Origin of the sequence: Gordonia sp. 852002-50816_SCH5313054-c (assembly GCF_001665925.1) — a bacterium.
Classification (GTDB): domain Bacteria; phylum Actinomycetota; class Actinomycetes; order Mycobacteriales; family Mycobacteriaceae; genus Gordonia; species Gordonia jacobaea.
The window spans coordinates 1-13,282 of sequence record NZ_LZTE01000056.1 but is presented as its reverse complement, the minus strand read 5'-3'; the positions used below and the strand labels follow the sequence as shown (position 1 = coordinate 13,282).

Sequence of the window (13,282 nt, the reverse complement as noted above, 5' to 3'; positions counted from 1 at the left end):
CCGGAGACCAGGGGCGTCTCACCTCAACGACACGCCGCGGCCCTGACCAGGCATTGCCCGCTCAACTTCGAAGAGCCAGTTTGGCTGATATTCAGGCCCGACCACCAGGCATACCCCGCCAATCCGACAAATCTGTCGTGATTGTTCCGTGATCATCACTTGTCGTTTCCCCAGCGTGTGTCGGGTCGACGCGTAGCGTTGGAGTCGAGTCTGGGTAGCTGCACCACAAGCAATTTTCTTACGAAAGCTGGAGGTATGCGCTGTGACAACGATAGCGATAGTCGGAGGAGGGCTGGCGGGGGCAAAGGCCGCCGAGGCGCTACGTGAACAAGATTTCGACGGTGATGTCGTGATCTTCGGCGTCGAGAACGAGCTGCCGTACGAACGTCCGCCGTTGTCGAAGGAATTCATGCAGGGCAAGCAGGACCTGCCCGAGTTCACGGTCCACGACACCGATTGGTACCTCGACCAGCGCGTCGAGTTCCGTCCGGGAACCCGTATCGAGAAGGTCGACGCCGCTGCCAAGACAGTGTCGCTCCCCGACGGTTCGACGGTGTCCTACGACAAGTTGCTGCTGGCCACGGGCTCGTCGTCGCGGGTTATCGACCTGCCGGGTGCCGACGCCTCGGGCGTCCACTACCTGCGGACCGTCGACGATGCCCGCGCGATCCGCGAGACGCTCACCGAGGGCTCGCGCCTGGCGATTGTCGGGGCGGGCTGGATCGGCATGGAGGTCGCTGCTTCCGCGCGTGAGCGCGGGGTCGAGGTGGCGATCGCAGAAGCCTCGAAGCTGCCGCTGCTGCGCGCGCTGGGGCCGGAGGTGGCCCAGGTCTTCGCCGACCTGCACCGCGAGCACGGCGTCGACCTTCGGACCGAGGTCAAGGTCGCCGAGATCACCACCGAGAACGGCGCGGCGACGGGACTGCGCCTCGCCGACGGCGACACCATCGCTGCCGACGCGGTGTTGATCGCCGCGGGTGCTGTCCCCAACCTCGACGTCGCGGAGTCTGCGGGACTCGACATCGACGGCGGCGGCGTGCTGGTCAACGCGGGCTTGCGTAGCAGCGACCCCGACATCTACGTCGTCGGCGACATCGCGAATGCCGAGCATCCGATCCTCGAACGTCGGGTGCGCGTCGAACACTGGGCGAACGCGATGAACCAACCGGCAGTCGCAGTCACCAACATGCTCGGCGGCCGCGCCGAGTACGAGAACCTCCCGTACTTTTTCACCGACCAGTACGACCTCGGCATGGAGTACACCGGGCTGTCCGACGGCTACGAGAAGGTCGTCTTCCGGGGTGACGTACCGGGTCGTGAGTTCGTCGTCTTCTGGCTCGACGGCGACAACACAGTGCTCGCGGGCATGCAGGTCAACATCTGGGATCAGCTCGACGGCATCAAGCAACTGATCCTCGGCGGCGATCCCGTCGACCCGGACGCTCTTGCCGATTCGTCTGTGGCACTTGCAGACTTGTAAGTCGTGCACGCGCCGACAACTCTGCTGACCTTCGACGTCGCGCTCATCTCCTGGCGGCTCGACACGGTCACCACGGTGATCGTGGCAGCGGTCCTGGCTGCGTACTGGGCGGGCTGGCGGCGAAGCTCGACGGTCTCGCGCGGGTCCGCGTGTGTGTTCACCGTGCTCGGCGTCGGAGTCTGGCTGCTCGCGGGGATCAGCGTGGTCGGCGTCTACGCCGACACCCTGTTCTGGGTCCGTGCGCTGCAGTTCGTGCTGCTACTGCTGGTTGCGCCATTCGGCCTGGCCCTGGGCCGACCCGTCACGGTGCTGCGCGAAGCACTCGGCTCGCGCGGCCGTGCACGACTCGACGCCGCGATGAACAGCCGAGCCGCACGCGTGCTGCTCGGGCCGATCCCGACGTCGGCGCTGATGCTCAGCGTGCCCTGGCTGATCTACTTCACCGGGTGGTACGAGCTGGTGCTGCGCGACGAGTCGGTCGACGTCGCGACGCGTCTCCTCCTCGTAGCGATCGGCGTCGGATACTTCTATGCACGCCTGCAGGTCGATCCGGTTCCGCGCAGGTACCCGCAGGCGTTGTCGCTGGGCATCACCACGGTCGAGAGCATCGCCGACGGTCTGCTCGGGATCGTGCTGTGGCAGGGGTCGCTGGTGGCGGTCGACTACTACACGGCACTGCACAGAACCTGGGGTCCGAGTCTGCGCATGGATCAGACGATCGGTGCGGGCATCCTCTGGATTCTCGGCGACGTCGTCGGACTGCCTTTTCTCATGGTGCTGTTCCGGCGCTTCCGTACCGACGAACGCGAGACCGAAAAGCAGGTCGACGCCGCGCTGGAGTCGAGTGACGAGGCGGCCGTCCCCGACGCCGATGACGCCACGAGCGGATTGTGGTGGGAGTCGGATCCCAATTTGCGGGACAGATATCGTTAGGCGATGCGCACAACCGTCGACCTCGATTACGCGACCGCGATCACCCTCGGGGCGTCGGGCCTGGTGTTTCTTCTTGCCCTGATTCTCGGGGTCTGGAAGTACGAGCAGATGCGCAACTCGCCCGACCACCTGGCGCACCCGTACGTCGACATCGCTCACCGGTCGGCGCTGCTCTACGCGTTCGCGACCGCTCTCGTCGCAGTCTTCGTCTATCTCAGCGCGTGGCCGACGTGGTTGAACCTCGCCGCGGCGATGGTGATGGTGGTGTTCTTCCTCGGCGCTATCGGCAGCTACATCATGCACGGCATGCTGCGCGACACCACCAATCAGTTCGCCCGCGAAGACCCGGTGCTGCGGGTGTCGATGATCGCGCTGATGGTCGGCGAGATCGGCGGCTTTCTCGTGCTGTTCGCCGGATTCGTCGCCGGGAGGTTCTAGTCGCCGGGCGGCTCTAGGAGTTCAGGACTCCTGCTGGTTGCCGCCCTGTGCGGCGTCGGCGGCGGCGATCTCGGCGCGCACCTGATCCATGTCGAGATCGTTCACCGCGGTGATGAGCTGCTCGAGCTGAGCCGGCGGGAGTGCACCCGGCTGATTGAAGACCAGCACACCGTCGCGGAAAGCCATCAGCGTCGGGATCGACTGGATGCCGAAGCCCGCTGCGAGCTGCTGTTCGGCCTCGGTGTCGACCTTGCCGAACACGATGTCGGGGTGAGTCTCCGACGCCTTCTCGAAGGTCGGGGCGAACTGTCGGCACGGGCCGCACCACTCCGCCCAGAAATCGACCAGCACGGTACCGCCGGCCGAAATGGTGTCCTCGAAATTGCCAAGCGTGATCTCTTGTGTGCTCATGAGTCCACGGTACGCACGCTGAACACGCCCGTCATGTGCTCACGCGCCATCGACTCGGCGGGATCGCTACAGGGCGACGTCGAGCCAATCGGTGAACCCCGTCGGGTCGTGTCTGCCGAGGCAGAAGTGCTCGAACATGCCCCAGCCCTCACTCGTCGTGCCGTCGGCTTCGCGGCACCGCGCACGCGCGACGTGATCGGTGGCGCCGAACGCGATTCGCCCGGCGACCGCGGGGTCGGTCATGTCGTACGAGACGCGTTCGGTGAAACCCTCACCGCGCCACATGCCGTGCTGCCAGTCCGGGTCGCCGCCGTAGCCACCGCCGACGTGCAGCGGTGCGGCGAGAAGTGAGTCGACCTCGAAAGTGACCGGCGAACCGTCTGCGGCGGTTGCCGCGATGGTTGCGCCCGTGACCTCGCGGGTCCCGGAACGGTAGTGGATGTCGAATCGCGGCCAGCCGAGTTGTTCGACGCGGCCGTCCTTCCAGACCCGTGAACAGTCGTTGAGTGTGCGGATGCCGTCTGGCGACTCCTGGACGATCAGGACGAGTTCGAAGTCGTCGAAGGCGATGGGGACGTAGGTCCACCACATACCGTCGAACGGCGGGTCGGCGGGACGTCCGGCGGGTTCGGCCTCTCCGACGGGTCGGATGCCCCAGGAGCGGTCGCGGCTACCGATCCACGTCGACGGTTCGACGGCGATCTCGGTCTCGTCGACGCGGATCCACCCCGACCACGACCCGAGTTGGGCGAAACGCTGCGCGTCCAACGTGATCCGGTTGCCGCTGCGCATCACATGCGGCAGCTCCTGCACGACGTCGAAGAGTCCGTTCCACGTCAGGTCGAAGGAGATCCCTTCGGTGGATTCGAGGGTGAGGCGGATCGTGTGGAGTGGGTCGATCACCTCTATGCGGTAGCCGCCGACGTGCTGGTCGAGGCGATTCTGATCGATTGCGTCGGACAGGTGGACCGCGGTCTGTTCGTCGCCGCGTCGGATCACGACGAACGCATCCTTGACCCCGAGGTTGGGGTAGTAACCGAGGCCGGTCACGAGGAAGATGTCGCCGGTGCGGTCGTGGGCGTTGAAGTAGCACCGGTCGTAGAAGTTGCGGTCAGAGCTACCCGGCCATGCAATCGGTTGGGGCAGTTGATGAACCGGATACTCGTCGAGTGGTCCCAGCATCAGATCTCCTCGTCGAGTAGTCGCTGGAGTAGTGGGCGGTGGTAGAACAGCTCGGCGTCGATGTCGGTTGGCGGCGCCATCTCGCCGAAGTGGATGCGTCGTGACGCGGTGCGCATGAAGATCACTCCCCACATCACCGCCGAGTACAGGTAGAACCAGTGCAGGTCGCCGAGCTCGACGCCGGTGAGCTCGCGGTAGGTGGCGCGGACGTCGTCTTCGCGAAGTACGTCGGGTAGCCCCGGCATGCTCGCGAGACCGACAAGTTCTTGAAAGACGTTGTGGGCGAAGATCAACCACGCGACGTCGAGTTCACGTGGGCCGAGGGTCGCCATTTCCCAATCGAGGACGGCAGCGGGTGTGAAGTCCTGATAGATCACGTTGCCGATACGCGCGTCGCCCCAGTTGAAGACCGTCTCACCGGAGGCGATCTGGCTTGGGAAGTGGGTGTCGAGCCAAGCCATTGCGCGGTCGAGGAGTGGTGAACGGCCGAGATCTTCTGCGGCGAAGTCGTAGAAGCGCTGCAGGTCGTCGAGGCGTCGACGTAAGGGGGTCGACGACGCGTCGCCGCCCTGGTCGAGGAACTCAAAGGTGCTCTGCGCGTCGGGAATTGAATGCAGTGCCGCGATCACGCCGATCGTCGCGTCCTGCAGGGATCTGCGCTTGTCGGCGGGAGCGTCGAAAAACCAGTTGTCGCCGAAGGTGTAGGGCATCACATCGGGAGGCACGAGGCCGTCGACGCGATCCATCAGGAAGAAGGGTGAGCCGAGTACGTCGCCGGTCGGTTCGAGCCAATGTGTTGTGGGGATGGGCAGATCTGTCAGTTGTGCGGCGAGGCGCATCGCCTCGAATTGGTGGTCGAGGTGGTACTCCCCGAACACGGGGATGTCGGCGGGGCGTGGCTGCATCCGCATCACCCACTGTTGTTCTCGCGCAACGCCATTCTCGGTCCAGTGGCCGGTGAGCATCACGGTCTCCGACGACATGCCGTTGGCTTCGATTCCTGCGTCGACGGTCACGCTCGGGTTGGCGCTCGGCGGTAGCAGCTCGCTGAGCCATTCCGCCAGCAACGTCGGGATCGTCGCGGTGTCGCGTTCCGATCGCTGCAGATGGTCGAGTTCCTCGAGAGTGGGCCTGGTGCTCATGTCGAGTCCTTTCGCCGGATTACGCTACGCTGAGTAGCGTTATGACACCAGATACGACGACGGATGGCAAGGTTTTCGGAAAAGGTCGTCCCCGCGACGGCGCGATCGACGTGGCAGTACTTGCTGCGGCACGAGAACTGTTGGTGGAGCAGGGATATGCGCGACTGACCGTGTCGGCGGTCGCCGAGCGGGCCGGTACCACCAAGACGGCGATCTACCGACGGTGGTCGGGCAAGCAGGATCTGGTGCACGACGCGACCTTCTCCGGCATGACGGTCTTGTCGGCGTCGACAGGCCACGTCGCCGACGATCTCGAGGTGATGGTCAACCGTGCGCGCGAGGTGTTCAACTCGCCGGTGACACGTGCTGCGCTGCCCGGATTGGTGACCGACATGGCGGCCGATCCCGAACTCCATCGTCGTGTGATCGAGGGGTTCGCGAGTGTGTTCGCAGCGTTTCGGGATCGGTTGGTGGCCGCGGTCGACACGGGCGAGGTACGTGCAGGCACAGATCCCGACCGCGTCGTCGAGATGATGGGCGGCGCAGCGATGTTGCGTGCGTTGCTGTTACCGGATGTCGAGCTGGACAACGATTGGGGCGCAGGGCTTCTCGCCGTCCTCGAATACGGGGTTCTCGTGGACTGATCGGCCGACGGGTCGTCGACGCATGCTCACTTCTTCGTGAGATCCGGTGCGGGGTCGTCGTCTTCGCTGCGCTTGGCGAGGATCTCGGTCACCTTGTACATGCCGAGTACGACGATGACGAAGGCGATCACGCCGACGATCTGCGAGCCGTTGGCCCAGCCGTCGCCGACGATCGCAAGCACGTTGTCGTCGCCTGTTGCCGCGACGATGCCCGCATAGACCACGCTCCACAATGCCTCGCCGACAATGAGTCCCGTCGCGACGAGCACGCCGATCCGCTTCTTCTGCGCGACGTCGCCGCCGACGCGCTCGCACCACTTGTTGTAAAAGTGACCGAGAATCGCGCCGACCGTGATCATCAGTGTCACGGACATCGGCAGGTACATCCCCATGCCAACAGCGAGCGGCGGGAGAGCGACCTTCTTGTTGATGCGGTGGCCGACCTCGTCGATGACGATCACGACCGCTCCGATGGCGACTCCCAGGCCAAGCATGGGCCAGTTGAGATCGTTGCCGAAGACGCCCTTCGCAAGCTCGGAGATCAGACTCGCCTGGGGCGCGGGCAGGGCGTCGGCTCCGGCGCCCGGTGCGCCGTCGAATCCGAAGGCGGTGTTCATCACTCCGAGGATCGGAGGGATGACCAGCGAACCGAAGCACACGCCGATGATCAACGCCACCTGCTGTTTCCACGGTGTCGCGCCAACCAGCTGGCCGGTCTTGAGGTCTTGCAGATTGTCGTTGGAGATGGTCGCGACGCCGAACACGATTGCCGTTGCGAAGAGTGTGAACGCGACGAGGGTCGACGACTGCGCGGGATCGGCAGCGCCGTAGACGAACTTGATGAGCAGTGCGGCGATGATCACGGCGAGGATGCCGACACCCGAGATCGGGGAGTTCGACGATCCGATGAGGCCCGCCATGTAGCCGCATACCGCGGCGATCACCATGCCGATGATGAAGATGAAAAGAACTGTGGCGGCGATGATTCCGCCCGCAGTTCCGGAGAGTGCCGTGCCGTGTACGAAGTCCCAGAGGAGGAGTCCGATCGGGAGCAGCATGAAGACGATGGTTCCGCCGACGATGGGGAAGGGGATGTCGCGCTCGGTGATGTCGACGGTGACGCCTTCGCGGCGTGCACGAGCCGACGCCAGAGCGTCGACGATGCCCTTGACGATGGGGGCGATGAGCTTGAGCAGGGTCCAGATCGCTGCGATCGCGATGGCACCCGCACCGACGAATCGAACGTCGTCCTTGAACACTGTGCTGACGACGTCTGCGACGTCGGAGTTGGCGGCGAACTGCCCGGCGGATTTGATCGGGAGGATGACGCCGTACGAGATGATGACACCGAGGAACATGGCAAGGCCGACGGTGAGTCCGACGAGATGTCCGATACCGATGAGTGAGAGTTGAAGTCCCGCACCGACCATCGTGCCGCCCGAGCCCACGCGGAATGCCGTCGAGACGTCGGTGCTGATCAGTTTGAGGTTGCCGAGTAGAGCGAAGATCGCCGACGTGATGCCACTGATCGTGATGGCGCGCAGTCCGATTCGGTTGCGTCGACCTCCCTCAGCCGTATCGCCGACCTTGAGCACCTCGGCTGCGGCAACGCCTTCGGGGTAGGGCAGATCCGATCCGGTGACGAGCGCGCGGCGCAGCGGGATCGAGTACATCACGCCGAGAATGCCGCCGACGAGGCAGACCGCGACGGTGATCCAGTAGGGGAAGCCTGTCCAGTAGCCGACCATGACGAGGCCGGGGATCACGAAGATGATCGCCGAGAGCGTCCCCGCGGCCGACGCGATGGTCTGGACGATGTTGTTCTCGACGATCGAATGATGTGCAAAGTTGCGCAGGACAGCCATCGAGATGACTGCTGCGGGAATTGCCGTGGCGAATGTGAGCCCTACCTTCAGGCCGAGATACACGTTCGCCGCTGTGAAGACCAGTGTGATGACACCGCCGAGGACCACCCCGCGCAGCGTGAGTTCGCGAAGACTTGTCGGACGGTCGTGAGCTGTCACGGACATCTGAGTTCCCCTCACATCCCGGGCACTCGGTGCCCGTCGCCTGCCGAGACTGGGTTCGTCAACTCTAAGGCCGAAGGCAGGATGATGTGGGTTGTTGCATTGTTGCTGCCTTTTGTGTCTGGGGCTCGATCAGGCAGGTCGTGTGACATCACATCGCGATTTCACCCAGTGATCATCCCGCGATGGTATGGCTTATGAGGGGAGGAGCGAACCGTCGGGGACCAATCGATCCGAGAGGCAGTGCACATGTACTACAGCAGCGGCAACTACGAGGCATTCGCCCGGCCACGGAAACCCCGAGGTGTCGACGACAAGACCGCTTGGTTTGTCGGCGCAGGGCTGGCGTCTCTATCCGGTGCTGCGTTCCTCATCCGCGACGGGCAGATGAGTGGTGACAAGATCACGGTCTTCGAGCGCCTGAAACTTCCCGGTGGTGCGCTCGACGGCATCAAGGAGCCGGCGAAGGGTTTCGTGATCCGCGGTGGACGTGAGATGGAGAACCATTTCGAGTGCCTGTGGGATCTCTTCCATTCGATCCCCTCGATTGAGATCGAAGGCGCGAGCGTCCTCGACGAGTTCTACTGGCTCAACAAGGACGACCCGAACTATTCGTTGCAGCGTGCGACGATCAACCGTGGCGAAGATGCCCACACAGACAAGAAGTTCACCCTGAGTGACAAGGCGCAGAAGGACATCGCCCGCGTATTCCTCGCGACGCGCGAAGAGATGGAGAACAAGCGCATCGACGAGGTATTCAGTGATGAATTCTTCGAGAGCAACTTCTGGCTGTATTGGACAACCATGTTTGCGTTCGAGCGGTGGCATTCGGCGCTGGAGATGAAGCTCTACATCCATCGGTTCATTCACCACATCGGCGGTTTGCCCGATTTCAGCGCGCTCAAATTCACCAAGTACAACCAGTACGAATCGCTGGTCCTCCCGCTGTACACCTGGCTGCTTGATCAGGGCGTCACATTCCACTTCGACACCGAGGTCACCGATGTCGACTTCGCCATCAGTGGGGACCGCAAGCAGGCCACCAAGATCCACTGGACGGCCGGACCGCACAGCACCATTGACGACGGTTCGGGCACGGACGGCGTCACCGAACTCGGCAGCGACGACCTGGTGTTCATGACCATCGGTTCGCTGACCGAGAATTCCGACAACGGCGACCACCACACCCCAGCCCAGTTGAACACTGGTCCGGCGCCCGCGTGGGACCTGTGGCGGCGGATCGCGGTCAAGGACCCGTCGTTCGGTCACCCCGACGTCTTCGGCGGCAACATCGAGAAGACCAAGTGGGAATCGTGCACGGTCACAACGCTCGACAAGCGCATCCCGACGTACATCCAGAAGATCACCAAGCGCGATCCGTTCTCGGGACGAGTTGTCACCGGCGGCATCGTCACGGCCAAGGATTCCAACTGGCAGATGAGTTGGACGGTCAACCGTCAGCCGCACTTCAAACAGCAGCCAAAGGACCAGATCGTGGTCTGGGTGTACTCGCTGCTCGTCGACACTCCCGGAAACTACGTGAAGAAGGGCATGTCGGAGTGCACGGGTGAGGAGATCACGCAGGAGTGGCTCTACCACCTCGGTGTACCCGAGGAACAGATCCCCGAGATGGCAGCTTCGGGCGCCAAGGCAGTCCCGGTGATGATGCCGTACGTGACGTCCTTCTTTATGCCGCGCCAAGCGGGTGACCGACCCGATGTGGTGCCGGAGGGATCGGTGAACTTCGCCTTCATCGGTCAGTTCGCGGAGTCGAGTCGGGACTGCATCTTCACCACCGAGTACTCGGTGCGCACTCCGATGGAAGCTGTCTACACGCTCCTGGACATCGAACGTGCTGTGCCCGAGGTGTTCAACTCGACCTACGATGTGCGCAGTATTGTCGCGGCGACCAGCCGGTTGCGCGACGGTGAGATCGTCGACCTTCCCGGACCAAGCAGGATTCGCGAGGCGATTCTCGGCAAGCTCGAAGGTAACGAGGTCGGCCAACTACTCGCGGAGTACGAACTGATCCCGTCTGTCGGTTCGAAGCGAATTGTCCGCAATGACGCCATCGACCTCAATGGTTCGATCGGTGATCACGCGCCCGCGCAAGCGCCAACCGGCACGAACCCGGGGAGCAAAGAACTAGACTGATCGCGTCGTCGAGAGCAAGATCGCGACGGCGACCTACCGGGCCGGATCGGGTCAGGAGTGCGCGACCGCACTCCGTCCGAATTCGGCGACCAGCGCGGCGTCGAATACCGGTAGGTCGTCGGGCTTGCGGCTGGTGATCAGCGTGTTCGGGCCGTCGCGGTCGACGACCAACTCCTCGTCGACCCAAGTGGCGCCCGCATTGCGAAGGTCGGTCTGCAGGCTCGGCCACGAGGTGAGCGTGCGTCCCCGCACGACGTCGGCTTCGACGAGCGTCCACGGTGCGTGGCAGATTGCCGCGACGGGTTTGCCCGCGGCGAAGAAGCCCTTGGCGAAGGCCACCGCCGACGCGTCGGTGCGGAGGAAATCCGGATTCGCGACGCCGCCGGGTAGGACCAGCGCGTCGAAGTCGGCGGCGGTGACCGAATCGGTTGTCGCGTCGACGCTGAACTTGTCGGCCGCGTCGAGGTGGTTGAATGCCTGCACCTCGCCGTCGCTGGTGGATACGAGTTTCGGTGTGCCGCCCGTTTCTTCGACGGCGCGCCACGGTTCGGTCAGCTCGACCTGCTCGATGCCCTCCGGTGCGACCAGAAAGGCGACGGTGATTCCATTGAGTTCGTCTGCCATGTGACACGATTCCTCTCGTTTGTCATCCCCTACTTCGACCGTACGCGTCGACATCGCGACGCCGGTCCGTACGCGGATGCGCAGGGCAGACGTACGGTGAAGGCATGGCACTGACGTCAGACGTTGCAGTGATCGGCGCTGGGATCATCGGACTCTCGACCGCATATCAACTCGCCCAACAGGGATCGACCGTCACGGTGTACGAGACCGGAACGCCGGGATTCGGCCAGTCGGCCGGGCAGTCGCGAATCTTCCGGCACGCGCACGACGACCCGCGCCTCGTCGAACTCGCTGTGCGCGCTCGAGCGCACTGGCGCCGATGGGAAGACGAACTCGGCGCGCCCTTGGTGTCCGGTGACGGCGGTCTAGCTCTCGGTGACAACGCGCTGCGGAGATTGCCTGCAATGCAACAGTATTCGGAGATCGGTGCGCGTGAGATCGGGTCGGACGAGTTGCATTCGCTACTGCCGCAGTTGGCTCACTACGACGGCCCGGCGGTGTTCGATCCCTCCGCGGGCTCCATCCACACACGCACGGTCATCGAACTGCTCAGTCAGAGTTTGGGCGATCATGTTGTGCGCGAACAGGTTATCTCGCTCAGGAGTGTCGGCGACGGCGTGCAGGTTCGCTGCCCCACGTTGGTGGGTGAACACGCCGCGGCCATCGTGTGTGCGGGACGCGGAACCGCGGCGCTGGCGCGCGGCGTCGGGATCGAGATCCCGGTGCAACTCGGTGCGCACGTGCGGGTGTCATTCGCGATCCGTGATGGTGCCGACGGTCGGCTTCCGACGTTGCAGGATGGCAGTGGCGCTTTCGGTTTCAGCGGAGTTTATGCCGCCGCCTACCCGGACCGGTCGGCGTACGGCCTCGGTCTCGCCGATTCGGTCGATGCCGACGTCGACGGAGCGATCGTCGACGGCGACGCCCTCGCGCGACATGCCCACGACGCCCGCGCCTATGTGTCGCGCGCACTCCCAGGATTCGATTCGACGCCGACCGGCATCGTGCACTGTTGGGTCACCACGCTGCCGTGGGGTGACGACGGCGTCGGGATTTGGCAGAACGGACCGGTCTTCGCCCTCGCCGGGCACAACCTGTTCAAGCACGCACCGACGATCGGCGAGACGCTTGCGCTGGCCGTCGACGTGGGCTCGGTCCCCACTCCGTTCACCCCTGCCGACAAGCTGGGTGCGGCGCAGGGCTGACCGCGAAACGTCGTGGTGACGTCGCGATATTCGAGTGGCTCACTCCCGCGGGTGGATGTCCGTGTCGGTGAGTGCAAGTTGTGATGCCGCAATGGCGCCGGGCACGTAGCTGTATCCCTCGGGTGAGGTCACGAACGCTTCGGGATCGATGTTCGAGACTCGCCACACGTCGACTGGTCCGCCGGTGTTGTTCATCTTGACGAAGTAGTCGCGCTGCCACGTTCCGCGCGCAATGAAGCAGCCGTCTTGCTCGGGTCGGCGACTCCCGGCGATGCCTCGCGCAGCACCCATCAGCCGGACGTCGAGGCCGTGGGCCGCGATCGAGTCTCTGTTCAGGACGGACGACACATGAAAGCAGTCGGGCTCACCCGATGACGGGTACTCACTCGACGGCGCGTATTCACTCAACGTGCACCTCCATTGCGGGCGTGACGTTAGCACGCCGCGACCGCTCACAAAACTGCATTGTGATCAGTAGGGAGGCGGGTTCTCTTCGTTCCACTTCTCTTCGGCGCGTGCGACTTTCGCGCGTCGTTGGGCGTGGATGGTGTCGATGGTTCGGCGCGCGGGGTGATCTGGTGGTTTGGTGGGGATGAGTTTGGGGAACAGATCGAGTCCGCCGAAGGCGTTGCCGACAAAGGTGTGTCCGGTGGGGGACACGAAAATTGCTGTCTGTAGGTCGAGTTGGTAGTCACGCCATCGACCGAACGTTTTGGTGCGGTGATGAAACCGGCACAGTGGTTTGAGGTTGGCGCGAACTGTCAACCCACCGCTGGACGGGTTGTGGTGGTCAAACGGGGTGCTGTGGTCGACGTCGGCGTGCCACACCGGGTTGGTGCACCCGGGAAAGGTGCAGCACAGCTCACCCGAGCGGACCAGGGCGAGAAGTTTCTTGCTGGGCACGTAGCGCAGTGCCGCACGGGCGGCCGCGGCGTGGTCGGGGTGGCGCGGATCAGAGGTGCAGGCGCCGGCATCGAGGTAGTCGAATGCTGCATCTGCGGCCAACTCGCGGACGGTGTCGGCGTCGATGACTCCGACCCCA

Annotated in this window: 13 protein-coding genes; 6 read left to right on the top strand and 7 right to left on the bottom strand. The window is 64.0% G+C overall.

What is annotated here, in order from left to right:
- The first annotated feature begins 262 nt into the window (after window positions 1-262).
- The 3 genes from A5788_RS13410 to A5788_RS13400 are packed head-to-tail and all read left to right on the top strand — an operon-like array spanning window position 263 to window position 2,851.
- A complete protein-coding gene (locus A5788_RS13410) occupies window positions 263-1,480 on the top strand; it encodes an NAD(P)/FAD-dependent oxidoreductase (RefSeq protein WP_064865007.1) in 1,218 nt (405 codons plus the stop codon).
- 3 nt (window positions 1,481-1,483) lie between these two features.
- A complete protein-coding gene (locus A5788_RS13405) occupies window positions 1,484-2,413 on the top strand; it encodes a cytochrome c oxidase assembly protein (protein ID WP_064865011.1) in 930 nt (309 codons plus the stop codon).
- 3 nt (window positions 2,414-2,416) lie between these two features.
- Window positions 2,417-2,851 carry a hypothetical protein gene (locus A5788_RS13400; protein ID WP_064865014.1) on the top strand — a complete coding sequence of 145 codons (435 nt, stop codon included), beginning with the start codon at window positions 2,417-2,419 and terminating at the stop codon, window positions 2,849-2,851.
- A gap of 21 nt (window positions 2,852-2,872) precedes the next feature.
- Here the strand turns inward: A5788_RS13400 and trxA are convergent, their stop codons facing one another.
- The 3 genes from trxA to A5788_RS13385 form a co-directional block, all read right to left on the bottom strand.
- Window positions 2,873-3,262, bottom strand: a complete 390-nt coding sequence (gene trxA / locus A5788_RS13395; protein ID WP_049699348.1) for a thioredoxin — start codon at window positions 3,260-3,262, stop codon at window positions 2,873-2,875.
- A 66-nt stretch (window positions 3,263-3,328) separates the two neighbouring features.
- Window positions 3,329-4,444: a hypothetical protein gene (locus A5788_RS13390; RefSeq protein ID WP_064865018.1), complete on the bottom strand. Its 1,116-nt coding sequence runs from the start codon at window positions 4,442-4,444 to the stop codon at window positions 3,329-3,331.
- A complete protein-coding gene (locus A5788_RS13385; protein ID WP_064865022.1) occupies window positions 4,444-5,586 on the bottom strand; it encodes a phosphotransferase family protein in 1,143 nt (380 codons plus the stop codon). Before A5788_RS13385 ends, A5788_RS13390 begins: the two co-directional genes overlap by 1 nt.
- Before the next feature lie 41 nt (window positions 5,587-5,627).
- Here A5788_RS13385 and A5788_RS13380 point away from each other — a divergent pair, with 41 nt between their 5' ends.
- Window positions 5,628-6,230, top strand: coding sequence for a TetR/AcrR family transcriptional regulator (locus A5788_RS13380; RefSeq protein WP_064865025.1), 603 nt, complete (start codon window positions 5,628-5,630; stop codon window positions 6,228-6,230).
- A 26-nt stretch (window positions 6,231-6,256) separates the two neighbouring features.
- On the opposite strand, the gene A5788_RS13375 is transcribed toward A5788_RS13380, so the two are convergent.
- Entirely contained in the window at window positions 6,257-8,260 is a 2,004-nt protein-coding gene (locus A5788_RS13375) for an OPT family oligopeptide transporter (protein ID WP_064865028.1), read from the bottom strand.
- Between the two features lie 246 nt (window positions 8,261-8,506).
- On the opposite strand from A5788_RS13375, the gene A5788_RS13370 reads away from it, so the two are divergent.
- Window positions 8,507-10,411 (top strand): oleate hydratase, encoded by a 1,905-nt coding sequence (locus A5788_RS13370; RefSeq protein ID WP_064865032.1) that lies wholly within the window; start codon window positions 8,507-8,509, stop codon window positions 10,409-10,411.
- Between the two features lie 51 nt (window positions 10,412-10,462).
- On the opposite strand, the gene A5788_RS13365 is transcribed toward A5788_RS13370, so the two are convergent.
- Window positions 10,463-11,035 (bottom strand): type 1 glutamine amidotransferase domain-containing protein, encoded by a 573-nt coding sequence (locus tag A5788_RS13365; protein ID WP_064865035.1) that lies wholly within the window; start codon window positions 11,033-11,035, stop codon window positions 10,463-10,465.
- A gap of 104 nt (window positions 11,036-11,139) precedes the next feature.
- Between A5788_RS13365 and A5788_RS13360 the strand changes: the two genes are divergently transcribed.
- Entirely contained in the window at window positions 11,140-12,240 is a 1,101-nt protein-coding gene (locus A5788_RS13360; RefSeq protein ID WP_064865038.1) for an NAD(P)/FAD-dependent oxidoreductase, read from the top strand.
- A 39-nt stretch (window positions 12,241-12,279) separates the two neighbouring features.
- Here A5788_RS13360 and A5788_RS13355 read toward each other — a convergent pair whose 3' ends face one another.
- Both A5788_RS13355 and A5788_RS24065 read right to left on the bottom strand, forming a co-directional pair.
- A complete protein-coding gene (locus A5788_RS13355; RefSeq protein ID WP_064865042.1) occupies window positions 12,280-12,648 on the bottom strand; it encodes a hypothetical protein in 369 nt (122 codons plus the stop codon).
- A 63-nt stretch (window positions 12,649-12,711) separates the two neighbouring features.
- On the bottom strand, window positions 12,712-13,282 hold a 571-nt coding region (locus A5788_RS24065; protein ID WP_197502772.1), incomplete at its 5' end, for an HNH endonuclease signature motif containing protein.